Source organism: Pseudomonas sp. P4795, assembly GCF_048822895.1.
Classification (GTDB): Bacteria; Pseudomonadota; Gammaproteobacteria; order Pseudomonadales; family Pseudomonadaceae; genus Aquipseudomonas.
In genome coordinates this window covers 313700-330941 of record NZ_JBMFBT010000004.1, presented here as the reverse complement: position 1 = coordinate 330941, position 17242 = coordinate 313700, and the positions used below count along the sequence as shown (strand labels likewise).

Below are 17242 nucleotides of genomic sequence, written 5' to 3'. Positions count from 1 at the left end.
AATCGACAAAAACTCAGTTCCAACCCGCCCGATCCATCATCCGAATCGCCTCAGCCTGACGCTTGCCCGCCACTTCCACCGGCAAGTTGTCGGCAATGAACTTGCCCCAAGCCGCCACTTCCTCCGAAGGCGCGACCGCCGGGTTGGCCGGGAACTCCTGGTTCACGTCAGCAAAAATCTTCTGCGCCTCAGGTGTGGTCATCCACTCGACCAAAGCCTTGGCCGCTTCCGGATGCGGTGCATGCTTGGTCAAACCAATACCCGACAAGTTGACGTGCACACCGCGATCCGCCTGATTCGGCCAGAACAGTTTCACCGGCAGCTCAGGCTTCTGCTTGTGCAGGCGACCGTAGTAGTAAGTGTTGACGATCCCCACGTCGCACTGGCCAGCGTTGATCGCTTCGAGCACCGCGACGTCATCGGAGAACACATCGGTGGACAGGTTGTTGACCCAGCCTTTGAGGATTTTTTCGGTCTTCTCGGCGCCATGCACTTCGATCATGGTCGCGGTCAGCGACTGGTTGTAGACCTTTTTCGCGGTGCGCAGGCACAGGCGCCCTTCCCAGTTCTTGTCGGCCAGTGCTTCGTAGGTGGTCAGTTCGCCCGGTTTCACCCGTTCGGTGGAGTAGGCGATGGTCCGCGCGCGCAGGCTCAAACCGGTCCAGGCATGGCTGGACGAGCGGTATTGCGCGGGAATATTGCTGTCGATGGTTTTTGAGGTGAACGGCTGAAGAATGCCCATCTGCTCGGCCTGCCACAGGTTGCCGGCATCGACGGTCAGCAGCAGGTCGGCGGTGGCGTTTTCGCCTTCGGCCTTGATGCGCTGCATCAGCGGCGCTTCCTTGTCGGTGATGAACTTGATCTTCACCCCGGTTTTCGCGGTGTAGGCGTCGAACACCGGTTTGATCAGTTCATCGATGCGCGACGAGTAGACCACCACCTCATCAGCGGCCTGGGCGGCAGTGCTGCCGATCAGGGTCAGGACCATTGCGGTCAGAAGACGCTTGGATGCCAACATGGGAGTGATCTCTCGGTCGGGAAAAGTGGCCAAATGATAAGGACTCACATTTACCAGCTCAATCGATCACTTCGCCAAGGAGTTACCGGATGTTGCACGGAGAGACTCAGGGCTTGGCGAGGGCCGGCAGGTCGCCGGTCAAACCCAGCGCTTCACGCACGAACAATGCCTTGGCCTCAGGCATCTGCTCGACGATCTTCAACCCGGTATTACGCAACCAGCGCAAAGGCAGCGGATCAGCCTGGAACAACCGCTCAAAGCCTTCCATCGCTGCCATCAGCGCCAGATTGTGGGGCATGCGACGACGCTCGTAGCGGCTCAGGACTTTTACATCCGCCAGCCGTTCGCCGCGCTCGTGCGCTTGCAGCAGCACTTCGGCCAGCACCGCGGCATCGAGGAAGCCGAGATTGACGCCCTGCCCGGCCAACGGGTGAATGGTGTGCGCCGCATCGCCGATCAGCGCCAGACCTTCAGCCACGTAACGCTTGGCATGGCGTTGACGCAGCGGCACGCAGACGCGCGGGTCGGCGCTGAGCACTTCGCCGAGGCAGCCTTCGAAGGCGCGCTCCAGTTCACGGCAGAAATCCGCTTCATTCAGCGCCATCAAACGCTCGGCTTCACTCGGCGTGGTCGACCAGACAATCGAGCACCAGTCCTGCTGCCCATCGCGCTCCAGCGGCAGAAACGCCAGCGGCCCGTGATCGGTGAAGCGCTGCCACGCGGTCATCTGGTGCTGTTTGCTGCTGCGCACGCTGGTGACGATGGCGTGGTGCAGATAATCCCACTCACGGGTCGCAACACCGGTCAGGCGTCGTACTGCAGAATTGGCACCGTCCGCCGCGATCACCAGCGGTGCGCGCAATTTGCGGCCATCAGCCAGCGTCAGCAGCCAGTCGTCGCCCGAGCGGCGCATCTGTTCCAGTCGCGCGTTGGCCAGCAGGCCCAGATCACAGTCGTGCAGTCGGTCGAGCAAAGCGTCCTGCACCACGCGGTTTTCGACGATGTGACCGAGCACATCGGCGTGCACGCTGGCGGCCGAGAAATGAATCTGCCCGGTGCCGCTGCCGTCCCACACGTGCATGTCGGTGTAAGGACTGCTGCGGCGGCTGGCGATGCCGTCCCACACGCCGAGGCGTTCGAGAATGCGCTGGCTGGCGGCCGACAACGCACTGACGCGCGGCTCGAACGCCGCGTCGGCCTCGAACGGTTTGACGCTCAACGGGCTACCGTCGAGCAGCAGGACTTCCAGCCCGCTGTCCTGCAACGCCAGTGCGAGGGCGCTGCCGACCATTCCGGCTCCGACAATCAGCAGATCTGCGCGCATTTCCATGCTTTAAGCCTGTCTCGCTTGCGGCTTGAGCCGCACATAAAGGTTTTTACCGACCTGCGCCAGCAGGTTGCCGGCGCCGTCATGAATGTCGACCTGCAACTGCGGCGGGTGTTGCTCCTCAGTGGCGGTCTGCCGGCGGTCAAGCATCCGGACGCGTCCCCAGCCCCATGGCCTGACGGGCGAACCAGCGCTTGGCTGGTGGCAGCAGATCAAGACCGAGCAGACCGAGGTTGCGGCCCAGCGACACCAGCGGCTGAGTACTACCGAACAGCCGCGTGACCTGATCAGAGAAGCCCACGGTCAGGTCCTGATCGAGGCGCTGACGCTCGCGATAGGCCTGCAATGTAGCGAAGTCGCCCAACGGTTTGTCGCTGGTCAGCAAGGCTTCGGCGAGTGCATTGGCATCGCGCAGCGACAGGTTGAAACCCTGCCCGGCAATCGGATGCAGACTGTGTGCGGCGTTGCCCAGCACTGCGAAATGCGAACGCACCTGCTCCTCGGCCTCGACCAGCGACAGCGGATACAAATGCCGCGCGCCGACCTGCTTCAGGGTGCCGAGGCGGTAACCGAACACGCCCTGCAGTTCGCTGAGGAAATCGCGATCACTCAGATCCGCCAGCCGTTGCGCGTCCATGCCCAAGCGGGTCCAGACCAGCGCGCAGCGGTTGTCCGGCAGTGGCAGCAAGGCCATCGGGCCGTCATCCGTGAAACGCTCGAAAGCCACGCCGTTGTGCGATTCACTCGGGGTGATATTGGCGATCAGCGCGCTCTGGTTGTACGGCCGTTGGCGCACGTTGATGCCCAACTGCTCGCGCAGCCCGGACCGGCCGCCATCGGCGAGCACCGCCAGATCGCATTCAATCGTGGTTTCATCATTCAGGGTCAGGCGATAGCCGTCGGCCAGCGGCTCCATGCGCGTCACTTCGGCCGGGCAGCGCCAACTGATCACGTCTTTGTCGACGTGCTGCCACAGGCAGTGGCCGAGCCAGGCGTTTTCCACCACATAGCCCAGCGCCGGCACGCCTTCTTCCATCGCCGACAAGCGCGCGGTGGAGAAGCGCCCTCGGTCGGACACATGAATCTGCTTGATCGGCTCGGCGCGGCGGGAGATTTCCTGCCACACGCCGAGCCGTTGATAAATCTGCCGCGAGCCAAACGACAGCGCCGACGAACGTGCGTCGTAGCTCGGCTGCCAACTGTCGCCGGGGGCGAATGGTTCGATCAACACGATCTTCCAGCCGCGTGCCTTTGCGCCGGCCTGCAAGGCCAACGCCAGACTGGCACCGACCAGACCACCACCGATGATTGCCAGATTGACCCGACTCATGCCGCTTGGCTCCGGGCTTGCGCCATCAGGGCTTCGATCTCGGCGACGGTTTTCGGCACGCCGTTGGTCAAAATTTCACAACCGGTCTTGGTCACTACCACGTCGTCCTCGATGCGCACGCCAATGCCGCGCCATTTCTTCGCTACGTTCTGATTGTCCGGGGCGATGTAGATGCCCGGCTCAACGGTCAGCGCCATGCCGACTTCCAGCACGCGCCATTCGCCGCCGACCTTGTACTCGCCAACGTCGTGTACATCCATGCCCAGCCAGTGGCCGGCGCGGTGCATGTAAAACGCTTTGTAGGCTTCGCTGGCGATCAATTCGTCGACTTCGCCTTGCAGCAGCCCGAGCTTTACCAGACCAGTGGTAATCACCCGAACCGTGGCTTCGTGTGCCTGATTCCAGTGCTTGTTCGGAGCGATTTCAGCGAACGCGGCTTCTTGCGAAGCCAGCACCAACTCGTAAATCGCTTTCTGCTCGGGCGAAAACTTGCCGTTGACCGGCCAGGTGCGGGTGATGTCGCTGGCGTAGCAGTCGATCTCGCAACCGGCGTCGATCAGCACCAGATCGCCGTCCTTGAGCAACGCGTCGTTCTGCTGGTAATGCAGGATGCAACTGTTGCGCCCGGCGGCGACGATCGAACCATAAGCAGGCATTTTCGCCCCGCCCTTGCGGAATTCGTAGTCAAGTTCGGCTTCGAGGCTGTACTCGTAAAGCCCGGCGCGACTGGCCTGCATCGCGCGGATGTGCGCCTGGGCAGAGATGCGTGCGGCTTCGCGCATCACCTTCACTTCTGCCGCCGATTTATACAGGCGCATGTCGTGCAGCAGATGATCCAGCGCAACGAATTCGTTGGGTGGCTGCGCGCCGAGGTGCGCTTTGGAGCGGATCACGTTGATCCAGTCCATCAGATGGCGGTCGAATTCCGGGTTGCTGCCCATCGCCGAATACACCCGATCGCGGCCTTCAATCAGGCCCGGCAGGATGTCGTCTATGTCGGTAATGGGGAATGCGTCGTCAGCGCCGTATTCGTGGATCGCGCCTTCCTGCCCTGCACGCAAGCCATCCCAGAGTTCGCGTTCGGCGTTGCGTTCACGGCAGAACAGCACGTATTCGCCATGCTCACGGCCGGGCATCAACACGATGACCGCTTGTGGCTCGGGGAAACCGCTGAGGTACTGGAAGTCGCTGTCCTGACGGTAGACGTGCTCGACGTCGCGGTTGCGGATGGCAACCGCGGCGGCGGGCAGGATCGCGATGCTGTTGGGGACCATCTGCGCCATCAGCGCCTTGCGGCGACGGCTGTATTCCGCTTTCGGGATATGGATCATGGGCAGATGGCTTTCCCTGTCAGGCAATCAGTGCAGCGACGGCTTGGCGGCTGGCGGCACATCGGCTTTCCTGGTTTCGGAGAACAGCAGCAGCGGCGCTACACGCAGGTACTCCATGACTTCCATGTAGTCGCTTTCGCCGTCTTCGGACTCTTCCAGCGCATCTTGTACCTGGGAGATGGCCGCCAGATCCTGCAGCACTTCGGTGGCTTCGGTGCTCAACATGCTGCTGTCGCGGCAGTTCAAGCCAAAACCGCTGAGGAAGCCCTGGCACCATTCGCCCAGCGCAATAGCGCGCTCGGCCAGCGGTGCGTCATCGGTCGGCAACAGCAGCACGACGGTCACGTCGTCGCCGGTCAGTTCGCCTTTGACCATTTCTTGCAGGCCGATCAGGGCGGCGCGGACGTTGTCCTGTGGCTCGCTTTCAAGCAGCTCGGCAGCATCGATCAGCCACTCTTCTGCAGTGAAGCCGGCGCCGGCGCAGCTGCGACCAAGCAGCAAGCCGTGCAGTTCGGCAGGCGAGACGTTATGACCGCTGGAGGTCAGCAGGGTGGCGAAGGCTTGGTACGGGGAATTCTGAATGGGCATGGGCAGCTAGGCGCCAGACGGCGCTATGTCTAGAATGAAGGCCTTGTATCCTACATCGACAGACTCGCCAAGACTATTAAAGGCTGTCCGCCAGCTACCACCCATCAGACAGTGAACCCAATGGAAGACACCGACCTGCAAGCGCTGATGGCCAGACTCGAATTGCTGATTGGCCGAGTCGAGCAACTAAAGAGCCAAAACGGACTCTTACTTGCTCAGGAAAAGACCTGGCGCGAGGAACGCGCGCACCTGATTGAAAAAAACGAAATCGCCCGGCGTAAGGTCGAGTCGATGATTTCGCGCCTCAAGGCCCTGGAGCAAGACTCATGAGTTCAAGCAATAGCGTAACCGTGCAGATCCTCGACAAAGAATATTCGATCATCTGCCCGCAGGAAGAGCGCAGCAATCTGGTGAGCGCCGCGCGTTACCTGGACGGCAAAATGCGCGAGATCCGCAGCAGCGGCAAAGTCATCGGCGCCGACCGCATCGCCGTGATGGCCGCGCTGAACATCACTCACGACCTCTTGCACAAAGAAGAGCGCCCGGACGTGCAAGCCAGCGGTTCGACCCGTGAACAGGTGCGCGACTTGCTCGATCGTGTCGATCTGGTGCTCGCCGACGATCCGGCCGCCACCAAGGGCTGATTCGCCGAGCCGCTTGGGGTATACTCGCCGCACTCCCTGGGGTGCTTGCCAGTTGACGATGTCCCTGAGCCGATTTGCTATACCCTGGAGGTTGCACGTTGGGCTGGTGTGCATGTCCGCCAGACGGAAAGCCTTAAAGTCTACTGCTTCCTCCACCTTGAACTTTCGGGTTCAAGGGCTAAGTTGACAGCGGTTCATCCGGGGAGCCTGATTCGAATCCGATGTCGGTTAATCCGCCATCGGATTTTTTATGCGTGCGTTTTCGTCCCCACCCTGCCGAAGCCGAGCCATGACCGAACCCGCGTTACTGCCCCGCCCTCAATTGCGCCGTCTGCTGCGCAAAGCCCGCCGCGCGCTGACGCCGAGTCAGCAACGCCAGGCCGCTGAAGGCCTGTACAAGCAACTGGCGCAACATCCGCAGTTCCGCCGCGCCAAACACATTTCCCTGTACCTGCCGACCGACGGCGAGATCGATCCACGCCTGCTGCTGCGCGCAGCCCAGCGTCGCGGCAAAGCAACGTATCTGCCAGTGCTCAGCGCTTGGCCGCGAACCAAAATGGTTTTCCAGCGCGTTCGCCCCGGCGAAAAGCTCAAACCCAACCGCTTCCGCATTCTTGAACCGCGGGCCAATCTGGCTCGACAGCGCAAAGTCTGGACGCTGGATCTGGTGTTGTTGCCGCTAGTAGGTTTTGACGACGTTGGCGGGCGTCTGGGAATGGGCGGCGGATTTTACGACCGCAGCCTGGCGTATCTGGCCCGGCGCAATAATTGGCGCAAGCCGACGCTGCTGGGTCTGGCCCACGAATGTCAGAAAGTCGAACGTTTGGCGCAGGCGAGCTGGGATGTACCGTTACAAGGCACGGTCACCGACAAGGCATGGTATTTCGCGGGGTAGACGCCGCATCAATCAACGGCGTCGCAAAGGCAGTGTCAGCGCTTGAAGGCTGTCGACTGTTGTACTTGTTGCGCTATTTCAATTGGAGCATCGGTCTTGTTGGCCCACAGGCTCTGCGCATAACCGGTGGTCACGACGCCCAGACCGAACAAAATTACCAGGATCCACAGCAAATCCGGTTTGCGTTTCATCGATTGCCCCCCTCAAGGCACATCATCACGATGACAGCAGCGGTTTCCATTCGTAGCCGTGCAGCAGCGTCAAGCTTTAAAGGCCGGCATTTTGCGGCAACGCGAACCGCTGCGCAAACGCTGGCGTCAACCGACCGTCGGTTTGTCATAAAATTGCCCGACAACTTGCCCACTGAACCCGTGAGGAGCAAAAACCATGGCCTACTGGCTGATGAAGTCCGAGCCCGACGAGCTCTCGATCAAGGGCCTGGAGAAGCTCGGCACAGCGCGCTGGGATGGGGTTCGCAACTATCAGGCACGCAATTTCCTGCGCGCGATGGCCGTGGGAGATGAGTTCTTTTTCTACCATTCGAGCTGCCCGGAGCCGGGGATTGCCGGGATTGGAAAAATAATTCAAGCCGCGTACCCGGATCCCACCGCACTGGAACCGGAGGGTCATTACTACGACCCCAAGGCTTCAGCGGAGAAAAACGCCTGGAGCGCGATTGATGTCGCGCATGTCGAGACGTTTGTTCGGGTGTTGAAGCTGGATTATTTGAAGCAGCAGACGGCGTTGGCGGAGATGCCGCTGGTGCAGAAGGGCTCGCGGTTGTCGGTGATGCCTGTCACGGCGGAGCAATGGGCGGCGGTGATTGCTTTAAAGCCCTGAATCATTTGTCACCTGAAAAAATGCCATCGCTGGCAAGCCAGCTCCCACAGGATTTGCGGCGAAACACAATAATGTGATCGTCACAAAACCCTGTGGGGGCTGCGGTGCGACGATTCGACTTGCCAGCGATGAGGCCCGCCCGGACAACCAATGTCTTACTGAATGATCAGGTTGTTGAACAACAGATCCTCAACCACCGGTTTCCCGGTCTCGTCATTCATCACTTGCTGAGTCTGCTTCAACGCTTCCTGGCGCAGCTTCTCTTTGCCTTCGATGCTACCCATCGCCTCGGTCGTCTGCTGGGTGAACAACGCCACCAGCTGATTGCGGATCAGCGGTTCGTTGGCCTTGACCAGTTTGGTCGACTCTTCACCCGTTACGCGCAAAGCCACATCGGCCTTGAACACTTTGAGCTTCGGCGTGCCGTCCAGCCCGTAGTTGCCCACAAATGGCGGGCTCAGGCTGATGTAACTGACCTTCGGCGCTTCGCCTTCTTTGGCTTCTTCGGCCAGCGCTGCCACAGGCAGAGACAGGGCCAGCAACAACATCATCCACGCTTTCACAATTCGCTCCTTATCCGGTTTGCGGCCTAGCATAACGACCCGCCGCGCAAGCACAAGCTTATGGCGGACTATCAGGGTCGGGCATGCTCGTTGACCCGTTGACTGCCACACCTACACTTATCGGCCATCACTCCCAAAGGAATAGCCCTGATGAAAGCCGTGCTGTGCAAAGCCTTCGGCCCTGCCGAATCGCTGGTGCTGGAAGACGTCGCCAGTCCTGTCGCCAAGAAGAACGAAATCCTGCTGGACGTGCACGCCGCCGGGGTCAACTTCCCGGACACGCTGATCATCGAGGGTAAATATCAATTCAAGCCGCCCTTCCCGTTTTCGCCGGGCGGTGAAGCGGCCGGCGTGGTCAGCGCGGTGGGTGAAAAGGTCAGCCACTTGAAAGTCGGCGACCGGGTCATGGCCCTGACCGGTTGGGGCAGCTTCGCCGAACAAGTCGCGGTTCCCGGCTATAACGTCTTGCCGATTCCGCCGTCGATGGATTTCAACACCGCCGCTGCATTCAGCATGACCTACGGCACTTCAATGCATGCGCTGAAACAGCGTGGCAACCTGCAACCAGGTGAAACCCTGCTGGTACTCGGCGCGTCCGGTGGCGTCGGTCTGGCCGCCGTGGAAATCGGCAAGGCCCTCGGTGCCCGCGTGATCGCTGCCGCCAGCAGCGCGGAAAAACTCGCCGTGGCCAAGGCTGCCGGCGCCGATGAACTGATCAACTACAGCGAATCCAGCCTCAAGGACGAAATCAAACGCCTGACCGACGGCCAGGGCGCCGACGTGATCTACGACCCGGTGGGCGGCGACCTGTTCGACCAGGCCATACGCGCCATCGCCTGGAACGGCCGCCTGCTGGTGGTCGGCTTTGCCAGCGGGCGCATTCCCGAACTGCCGGTCAACCTCGCCCTGCTCAAAGGCGCAGCGGTGATCGGCGTGTTCTGGGGTTCCTTCGCCCAGCGCCAGCCGCAGGACAACGCGGCAAACTTCCAGCAGTTGTTCGGCTGGTTCGCCGAGGGCAAGTTGAAACCGCTGGTGTCGCAGGTGTATCCGCTGAGCAAAGCGGCGCAAGCGATCAATGATCTTGGGCAGCGCAAGGCTGTGGGCAAGGTTGTGGTGCAAGTGCGCTGAAAGATTTTGATGATCAGGGCCGGGTGGCTCACAGGATACACCCGGCCTTTTCAGTCGTTTTTTACAACTTTCACACTCGATCAACCGCAATTGAAAAGTGGTAGCTATATACCGCAGTCGCTTCAGCAGATCGCTGTAGTTTGGCCCCTTACATACACAAGGAGTCATTGTATGAGTGATCGAAACTCGCAATCCGGCCAGCCATTAGCGGCAGCGATGACCGAAGTGGAGAAAAAAGCTGAAGAGCAGAAAAAGCGCGAAATCGCAGCTGAAGCTGCGGATCGGTTCGACATCCTGTTCAACCGACTGATTCTGAGTCAGCCAGTAGAGGCCAGCGAGAATGTTCGCGGGATGAAATACAAATATCAGGAGCTGTACGCCGCGCATGTTGAAGCATCGCAAGCCGAACGTTCGGTGAAAAATTTCCACAACTATCAAAGGCGCAAAAAACGCTGGAGCAAGATCAAGTACGTTCAAAGAAGAATTGGCGAGTTAGCAAGCCAGATATAAACCAGCCAACAGACTAGCCGTCGCCCCTTCTGCATTCCTCGCAATACACGTCCTGCAAACCTGCCTACAACACCCCGAAAACCTGCAGGACGGTGCCGAAGCAACATTCCTCACACCGCCCCGTACTTACATCTGAGCGACATGTTCATAAAGGAACACGCGAACTCCAACATTTCCGCTGTTTGGTTGATGCGAACCGGTGCTATTTTCGGTAACGAAACTGTAACATTCGCATCCGCAGTCAAAACAAGAAATCTGGAGCTCTTGAATGTTTGCTTTCTTTCGTCCTGCCGCACATCAGGCTCCATTGCCTGAAGAAAAAATCGATAGCACCTACCGACGCCTGCGCTGGCAGATCTTCGCCGGTATTTTCATTGGCTATGCGGGTTACTACCTGCTGCGCAAAAACTTCTCGCTGGCCATGCCGTACCTGATCGACGAAGGCTACAGCCGTGGCGATCTGGGCCTGGCGATGTCGGCCATCGCCATTGCCTACGGTTTGTCCAAGTTCCTCATGGGCCTGGTGTCCGACCGTTCCAACCCGCGTTTTTTCCTGCCATTTGGTCTGCTGGTATCGGCCGGCGTGATGTTCATTTTCGGTTTCGCGCCATGGGCGACGTCCAGCGTGACCATGATGTTTATTCTGTTGTTTATCAACGGCTGGGCGCAGGGCATGGGCTGGCCGCCGAGCGGCAGGACCATGGTGCACTGGTGGTCGCAGAAAGAGCGCGGCGGCGTGGTTTCGGTGTGGAACGTGGCGCATAACGTCGGCGGCGGTCTGATCGGCCCGCTGTTCCTGCTCGGCATGGGCCTGTTCAACGACTGGCACGCGGCGTTCTACGTCCCGGCAGCCGTGGCTTTGGCCGTGGCGATATTCGCCTTCATGACCATGCGCGACACCCCGCAATCGGTTGGCTTGCCGCCGATCGAGCAGTACAAGAATGATTACCCGGAAGGCTACGACGCCAGCCACGAAGACGAATTCAGCGCCAAGGAAATCTTCGTCAAGTACGTGCTGCGCAACAAAATGCTCTGGTACATCGCCATGGCCAACGTCTTCGTCTACCTGCTGCGCTACGGCGTGCTCGACTGGGCGCCGACCTACCTCAAGGAAGCCAAGGGTTTCACCGTGGATAAAACCTCGTGGGCCTATTTCTTCTACGAGTGGGCGGGGATCCCCGGCACGCTGCTCTGCGGCTGGATGTCAGACAAGATCTTCCGTGGCAACCGTGGCCTGACCGGCATGGTGTTCATGGCATTGGTGACCGTAGCCACACTGGTTTACTGGCTGAACCCGGCCGGCAACCCGACCGTGGACATGATCGCGCTGTTCTCGATCGGCTTCCTGATCTATGGCCCGGTGATGCTGATCGGCCTGCAGGCGCTGGAGCTGGCACCGAAGAAGGCCGCCGGTACTGCGGCGGGCTTCACCGGCCTGTTTGGTTATCTGGGGGGGTCGGTCGCGGCCAGTGCAGCGATGGGCTACACAGTGGACCATTTCGGCTGGGACGGCGGTTTCGTGCTGTTGATCGGCGCGTGCATCCTGGCAATGGTTTGCCTCGCACCGACCTTATGGCACAAACAGGCCGCCAGTCAGACCCGCGAAGAAGCGATCGCCTGATCGGCTTTGGCCTTGCAGCGCATGAGCCGCGCCTCCAGATTGCGGTCTGGCATGGCGTGGCTGCGCAGGGCGTGAGCGGTCTGCTCGACATAATCGCGAGTGGTGCCATAACGCCCACAAGCGCTTTCGAACACCTGTCGCAGCACATGATCCGGCAAGTTGCCGGCATAGCTCGGCAGGTGTCGCTCCAATACAAATCCCAAAGCCTGCACCTGGCTGCCATCTTCGAGGCGGCAGTTGAGCCAGTGTGGGCGATAGGAAGGGAACGGCATCTCGCGTTTCCATAGCGCATACAGCGCACTGTCGAGATCATCTTCCGGCAAGCGATAAGCGAAGCCGCTGCACGAACCGCCGCGATCCAGACCGAATACCAGCCCGGGCATTTCCGGCGTGCCGCGATGTTCGTGCGACCACAGGTACAAGCCACGATGGTAGCCATGCACCCGACCGCGCATGCGCTGTGCCGAATTGCATTCCGGCCGCCAGATCAGCGAACCGTAGGCGAACAGCCACACCGGCCCGCCCTTGTGGCGCGCCATGGTCGATTGCATCGAGGCGAGAAGTTGTTCGTGCGTCAGCTGCGGCCCAAGATCGAGCCGCGGAGGGTAAGCCAGGTTCAGAAAAGCGTTTTCAATGGCGCTCATGGCGAATAGCGTTAGCTCCCCGCGGGTGAAGAATTACTTAATAGAACGCACCGCTGTAACAATAAGGCACATATGTTTTAAGGCAATTTGAGTGCCATGGCACATTTCTTAATTAACTGCCTGATTGATATATAACCTAGCGGTATTTACCCAATTAGATAAATACCGATCAGCTATATAGAGAGTTATAAGGATTTAGCTCACGCCTCAGAACGCGGCTCAAGAGCGCGGTGCGTAGGCGAACACATCCGCGCGCATTTGATGCGCATCCATCCCGGCTTCGACCAACGCATCCAGCGTGCCGTAGACCATCGCCGGTGAACCGCTGGCGTAGACGTGCAGCGGCTTCAGATCGGGGAAGTCCTCACAAACCGCCTCGTGCAGCATGCCGCAGCGCCCTTCCCAGCCACACTGATCGCTGACGACCTTGTGCAGAAACAGGTTGGGCAACTTCAGCCATTCGTCCCAATGTTCGATTTGGTAAAAATCTTCAGGACGGCGCACGCCCCAATACAGATGCACCGGGTGTTTGAAACCGGCAGCGCGGCAGTGTTCGATCAGGCTGTGAATCTGGCCCATGCCGGTACCGGCAGCGACCAACACCAGCGGCCCGTCGGGCAATTCGGCGAGGTGAGTGTCACCGAACGGCATCTCGATGCGCACCAACGGGTTGCGTTGCAGCTGCTCAATCAGGCTTAGCGCACTGGATTCGCGCGCCAACACATGGATCTCCAGATCGCGGCCACCGTGCGGGGCCGAGGCCATGGAAAACGCCGATTTCTCGCCGTTCTCGCGCTCGATCATCAGGTACTGACCCGCGTGATAACGCGGCGGCTTGCCGGCCGGCGCACGTAAACGCACGCGCCAGGTGTCCCCGCCTACCTCCAGACACTCGATGACCTGACACGACAGGCTGCGCACCGGCAGTTCTCCCAGCGCGAGCACGCCATCCCACAGCACGACGCAGTCTTCCAGCGGCTCGGCTATGCAAGTGTAGAACTCGCCGTGGTCGCGCACCGTTCCGGCCTGTTCGACCCGGCCTTCCACCAGCAGCGCCGCGCAGACGTGGCAATTGCCGTTGCGACAGCTTTGCGGGCAGTCGTAGCCCAAGCGCCGCGCACCATCGAGTATCCGCTCGCCGGGCCGTATCTCAAGCACCGCTCCGGAGGGCTGCAGGGTTACACGCATCAATCTATTCCTAACTGATTCCAGATGGCATCGATCCGCTGGGTCACGGCGTCGTCCTTGACGATGACGCGGCCCCACTCGCGAGTGGTTTCGCCCGGCCACTTGTGGGTGGCATCCAGGCCCATTTTCGAGCCGAGCCCCGAAATCGGCGAAGCGAAGTCGAGGTAGTCGATCGGCGTGTTATCAATCATCACCGTGTCGCGCTTGGGATCCATGCGCGTGGTAATCGCCCAGATCACGTCATTCCAGTCGCGCGCGTTGATGTCGTCGTCGGTGACGATAACGAACTTGGTGTACATAAACTGTCGCAAAAACGACCAGACACCCAGCATCACGCGCTTGGCGTGGCCCGGATACGACTTTTTCATGGTGACGATGGCCATGCGGTACGAGCAGCCTTCCGGCGGCAGGTAGAAGTCAGTGATTTCCGGGAACTGCTTTTGCAGGATCGGCACGAACACTTCGTTCAGCGCCACGCCGAGAATCGCTGGCTCATCCGGCGGACGGCCGGTGTAGGTGCTGTGGTAGATCGGTTTGATCCGGTGAGTGATGCGCTCGACGGTGAACACCGGGAAGCTGTCGACTTCGTTGTAATAACCGGTGTGGTCGCCGTACGGGCCTTCATCGGCCATTTCGCCCGGATGAATCACGCCTTCGAGGATGATTTCAGCAGTAGCCGGCACTTGCAGGTCGTTGCCACGGCACTTCACCAGCTCGGTGCGGTTGCCGCGCAGCAGACCGGCGAAAGCGTATTCGGACAGACTGTCCGGCACCGGCGTCACGGCGCCGAGGATGGTCGCCGGGTCAGCGCCCAATGCCACGGACACTGGAAACGGCTGGCCCGGATGCTTCTCGCACCACTCGCGATAGTCCAGCGCGCCACCACGGTGACTGAGCCAGCGCATGATGACTTTGTTGCGGCCAATCACTTGCTGGCGGTAGATACCGAGGTTCTGCCGGTCCTTGTTCGGGCCTTTGGTGACGGTCAGGCCCCACGTGATCAGCGGGCCGACGTCGCCAGGCCAGCAGGTCTGCACCGGCAGCATGGCGAGGTCGACGTCATCGCCTTCGATGACCACTTCCTGGCACACCGCGTCTTTGACCACTTTCGGTGCCATCGCGATGATCTTGCGGAAGATCGGCAGCTTCGACCACGCGTCTTTCAAGCCCTTCGGCGGCTCGGGTTCCTTGAGGAACGCCAGCAGCTTGCCGATTTCGCGCAGTTCGCTGACCGACTCGGCGCCCATGCCCATGGCCACCCGCTCCGGGGTGCCGAACAGGTTGCCGAGCACCGGGATGTCGTAACCTGTCGGTTTCTCGAACAGCAGCGCCGGGCCCTTGGCCCGCAGCGTGCGGTCGCACACCTCGGTCATTTCCAGCACCGGCGAGACGGGAACCTGAATGCGTTTCAACTCTCCGCGCTGCTCAAGCTGCTGCACGAAATCCCGAAGATCCTTGAATTTCATTGACGATGGCACCCTCAAAATAGGCGTACATCCTACCTGCTATACCGGCCGCTGGCAGCCCGTCAGTGCCCGCCATCGATCAATTGCGGTTTACACCCAGCAGCACGGGGGCAAACAATGGGGTAAGTCTGGCGCTGCCGACATCCGAGAGATGATCCTCATCCTTGTACTGCGAATGACCATTGACCTCGATACTGCAGATGCCGGCCGGGCACATCAGCGGCGTCGGATCGATCACGTGCACACCAGGGTCGGCGGCGCTCATGGAGTCAAACAAGGTCGCGAGGAAGTGCTGGCGCGCCAGATGCTCCTCGAGTGGACGGCCCAAACCTTCGGCCGAACGTCCGACCCGCGCCAGGCTGGTCAGGCGACTGATGATGCCCTTGCGCTGCAATGGCACCTCTTTGAACAGCCAGACTTGTGCTCCTGCCTCGCGCAATGCCGCGACCCGCGCCTTGAGCGCGGCAGCCATGCGCTGCTCGGCTTGAGCGGTGTCGTCGTGGGAGTTGAGCAAAACCTTCTTGTCGCCGTCTTCGCGGCCGTACACGTACAGGCTCCAGTTGGACGCCAGCACCACATCCTTGATCCCCAGGCTGCGCACGCGCTCCATGGTCTGCTCGTTGAAATCCTTGCAGCGCTGACGCGGATCATCGCTGAGGATCGGCGGACAGGCGCTCATGCTGAACAGCCACACCGGGCGCCCTTCGCGCTGGGCATTGTTCTCGATGGCCGGCAACAACGCGGCCGCATGGCTATCACCCCAAAAAGCCTGCGTGGCAGGCAAATCCTGCTTGCCACCGACCAGACACGCCTTGTCCAGCGACTTGTCCGAGGTAACCAGCATGCATTTCATCTGCCCGGCCTTCCATTCCCGCGACTGCGCGTATTCCAGCGCTTTGCCGGTCAGACGCCCGGGCACACCGTCTGCCGAGCGGATGGCCGAACCGGTTACGGCGAGCACGACAACCGCCGCCAGACCGCCAGTCAAGACTGCGCGGCGCCCCGCGAGCAGGCGCTTTTCACGGAACGGCAATTCGACGTAACGCAGGCTCAGCCAAGCCAGGCCCAGCGCCAGCGCGATCCAGCCGAGCGCCTCCAGTGGCTGGATGCCGTCGATCGAAATCGCATTGGCGTATACGTAGATCGGCCAGTGCCACAGATACAGCGAGTACGACAGCAAGCCGACCCACACTAGCGCACGCATGCTCAGCAAGCGTGCGGTCAAGGTCGGCCCTTGCGCACCTGACCAGATCAGCGCGGTAGTACCGAGCACCGGCAGCAACGCCGCCCAGCCCGGGAACACCGTGCCTTTGTCAAAAGTGAACACCGCCGTCAACACCGCCGCGAGGCCTGCCAGACCGACGAATTGCGGCAGCCACGGCCGCAGCGCCTGTTTCGGCGCAGGCGTCACTGCGAGCATCGCCCCGCAGAGCAGTTCCCAGGCGCGCGTCGGCAACGAGAAGAACGCGAAGTCCGGCTTGCGCTCGATGTAGCCGATGTTCAGCCCGAACGACACCAGCAGCACGGCAAACAACATCCAGCGCCAATGCCGGATGTAGCGCATCAACAGCACCATCAGCAACGGGAAGAAAATGTAGTACTGCTCCTCCACCGCCAGCGACCAGGTGTGCAGCAGCGGTTTCAGGTCCGAGGCCGGCTGGAAGTAGCCGTCCTCGCGCATGAACAGAATGTTCGAGATGAACAGCGACTGATAGCGAACCGTGCGCCCGAGCTCGGAGAAATCCTTGGCGGTCAGCAACAGCCAGCCGAGCATCAGGGTCACGACCAGTACCACGGTCAGCGCCGGCAGGATGCGCCGCGCCCGGCGTGCCCAGAAATCGATGAAGCTGAAACGCTGTGCGCTGATTTCGCGGAACAGGATGCTGGTGATCAGAAAACCGGAGATGACGAAAAATACGTCAACGCCGACAAAACCTCCGCTGAACGCACTGAAGCCGAAGTGAAACAGTACGACCGGAATGACTGCCAGGGCGCGCAAGCCGTCGATATCACGGCGATTGCCAAACGTATGCATGGGAAACCTTGTCCGCTCGGGTACAAATCCATTGAAAGGGGGCAATCACTCGCGACACTGAATGCCGGTATGAATGGCAGTCGGTCAATAGAGAGTGGAGAAGGCGCCCCGTTA

General features: G+C 60.5%; 18 protein-coding genes, 1 other RNA gene and 1 pseudogene. 8 read left to right on the top strand and 12 right to left on the bottom strand.

What is annotated here, in order from left to right:
- Nucleotides 1-13: 13 nt before the first annotated feature.
- From ACOI8A_RS13635 to ACOI8A_RS13610, 6 genes and pseudogenes are all read right to left on the bottom strand, one after another.
- Complete coding sequence (locus tag ACOI8A_RS13635; protein ID WP_420647447.1) at nucleotides 14-1018, bottom strand: extracellular solute-binding protein; 1005 nt, start codon at nucleotides 1016-1018, stop codon at nucleotides 14-16.
- A 106-nt stretch (nucleotides 1019-1124) separates the two neighbouring features.
- On the bottom strand, nucleotides 1125-2342 hold the full coding sequence (locus tag ACOI8A_RS13630) for a 2-octaprenyl-3-methyl-6-methoxy-1,4-benzoquinol hydroxylase (RefSeq protein WP_420647529.1): 1218 nt from the start codon (nucleotides 2340-2342) through the stop codon (nucleotides 1125-1127).
- A 9-nt stretch (nucleotides 2343-2351) separates the two neighbouring features.
- Nucleotides 2352-2486, bottom strand: a pseudogene (locus ACOI8A_RS13625) (tetrameric acyl-CoA thioesterase); the annotation flags it as partial.
- 1 nt (nucleotide 2487) lies between these two features.
- A complete protein-coding gene (gene ubiH, locus ACOI8A_RS13620) occupies nucleotides 2488-3675 on the bottom strand; it encodes a 2-octaprenyl-6-methoxyphenyl hydroxylase (RefSeq protein ID WP_420647448.1) in 1188 nt (395 codons plus the stop codon).
- Entirely contained in the window at nucleotides 3672-5006 is a 1335-nt protein-coding gene (gene pepP, locus ACOI8A_RS13615; protein WP_420647449.1) for a Xaa-Pro aminopeptidase, read from the bottom strand. Before pepP ends, ubiH begins: the two co-directional genes overlap by 4 nt.
- A gap of 27 nt (nucleotides 5007-5033) precedes the next feature.
- On the bottom strand, nucleotides 5034-5594 hold the full coding sequence (locus ACOI8A_RS13610) for a YecA family protein (RefSeq protein WP_420647450.1): 561 nt from the start codon (nucleotides 5592-5594) through the stop codon (nucleotides 5034-5036).
- A 120-nt stretch (nucleotides 5595-5714) separates the two neighbouring features.
- Here ACOI8A_RS13610 and ACOI8A_RS13605 point away from each other — a divergent pair, with 120 nt between their 5' ends.
- The 4 genes from ACOI8A_RS13605 (at nucleotide 5715) to ACOI8A_RS13590 (ending at nucleotide 7133) form a co-directional block, all read left to right on the top strand.
- Entirely contained in the window at nucleotides 5715-5924 is a 210-nt protein-coding gene (locus tag ACOI8A_RS13605) for a TIGR02449 family protein (protein ID WP_157712350.1), read from the top strand.
- Nucleotides 5921-6238: a cell division protein ZapA gene (locus ACOI8A_RS13600; RefSeq protein WP_420647451.1), complete on the top strand. Its 318-nt coding sequence runs from the start codon at nucleotides 5921-5923 to the stop codon at nucleotides 6236-6238. The genes ACOI8A_RS13605 and ACOI8A_RS13600 overlap by 4 nt, the downstream gene beginning before the upstream one ends.
- Nucleotides 6239-6268: 30 nt before the next feature.
- Nucleotides 6269-6447, top strand: a non-coding RNA gene (ssrS, locus tag ACOI8A_RS13595) — 6S RNA.
- A gap of 80 nt (nucleotides 6448-6527) precedes the next feature.
- Complete coding sequence (locus ACOI8A_RS13590; protein ID WP_420647452.1) at nucleotides 6528-7133, top strand: 5-formyltetrahydrofolate cyclo-ligase; 606 nt, start codon at nucleotides 6528-6530, stop codon at nucleotides 7131-7133.
- Nucleotides 7134-7168: 35 nt separating this feature from the next.
- Here ACOI8A_RS13590 and ACOI8A_RS13585 read toward each other — a convergent pair whose 3' ends face one another.
- Nucleotides 7169-7324, bottom strand: a complete 156-nt coding sequence (locus ACOI8A_RS13585; RefSeq protein ID WP_420647453.1) for a hypothetical protein — start codon at nucleotides 7322-7324, stop codon at nucleotides 7169-7171.
- A 196-nt stretch (nucleotides 7325-7520) separates the two neighbouring features.
- Here ACOI8A_RS13585 and ACOI8A_RS13580 point away from each other — a divergent pair, with 196 nt between their 5' ends.
- Entirely contained in the window at nucleotides 7521-7973 is a 453-nt protein-coding gene (locus ACOI8A_RS13580; protein ID WP_420647454.1) for an EVE domain-containing protein, read from the top strand.
- A gap of 155 nt (nucleotides 7974-8128) precedes the next feature.
- Here the strand turns inward: ACOI8A_RS13580 and ACOI8A_RS13575 are convergent, their stop codons facing one another.
- Complete coding sequence (locus ACOI8A_RS13575) at nucleotides 8129-8536, bottom strand: flagellar basal body-associated protein FliL (protein WP_420647455.1); 408 nt, start codon at nucleotides 8534-8536, stop codon at nucleotides 8129-8131.
- A 150-nt stretch (nucleotides 8537-8686) separates the two neighbouring features.
- On the opposite strand from ACOI8A_RS13575, the gene ACOI8A_RS13570 reads away from it, so the two are divergent.
- The 3 genes from ACOI8A_RS13570 (at nucleotide 8687) to glpT (ending at nucleotide 11795) form a co-directional block, all read left to right on the top strand.
- Complete coding sequence (locus tag ACOI8A_RS13570; RefSeq protein WP_420647456.1) at nucleotides 8687-9664, top strand: NADPH:quinone oxidoreductase family protein; 978 nt, start codon at nucleotides 8687-8689, stop codon at nucleotides 9662-9664.
- A gap of 171 nt (nucleotides 9665-9835) precedes the next feature.
- Entirely contained in the window at nucleotides 9836-10174 is a 339-nt protein-coding gene (locus ACOI8A_RS13565; RefSeq protein WP_420647457.1) for a hypothetical protein, read from the top strand.
- 268 nt (nucleotides 10175-10442) lie between these two features.
- Nucleotides 10443-11795 (top strand): glycerol-3-phosphate transporter, encoded by a 1353-nt coding sequence (glpT, locus tag ACOI8A_RS13560; protein WP_420647458.1) that lies wholly within the window; start codon nucleotides 10443-10445, stop codon nucleotides 11793-11795.
- Here glpT and ACOI8A_RS13555 read toward each other — a convergent pair.
- From ACOI8A_RS13555 to ACOI8A_RS13540, 4 genes are all read right to left on the bottom strand, one after another.
- Entirely contained in the window at nucleotides 11768-12439 is a 672-nt protein-coding gene (locus ACOI8A_RS13555; RefSeq protein WP_420647459.1) for a gamma-glutamylcyclotransferase, read from the bottom strand. The genes glpT and ACOI8A_RS13555 overlap by 28 nt on opposite strands.
- 219 nt (nucleotides 12440-12658) lie before the next feature.
- Nucleotides 12659-13627, bottom strand: coding sequence for a CDP-6-deoxy-delta-3,4-glucoseen reductase (locus ACOI8A_RS13550; RefSeq protein WP_420647460.1), 969 nt, complete (start codon nucleotides 13625-13627; stop codon nucleotides 12659-12661).
- Nucleotides 13627-15093 (bottom strand): 4-hydroxy-3-polyprenylbenzoate decarboxylase, encoded by a 1467-nt coding sequence (ubiD, locus tag ACOI8A_RS13545; protein ID WP_420647461.1) that lies wholly within the window; start codon nucleotides 15091-15093, stop codon nucleotides 13627-13629. The genes ACOI8A_RS13550 and ubiD overlap by 1 nt, the downstream gene beginning before the upstream one ends.
- A 79-nt stretch (nucleotides 15094-15172) precedes the next feature.
- Nucleotides 15173-17128, bottom strand: a complete 1956-nt coding sequence (locus tag ACOI8A_RS13540) for an acyltransferase family protein (protein ID WP_420647462.1) — start codon at nucleotides 17126-17128, stop codon at nucleotides 15173-15175.
- Nucleotides 17129-17242 lie beyond the last annotated feature (114 nt).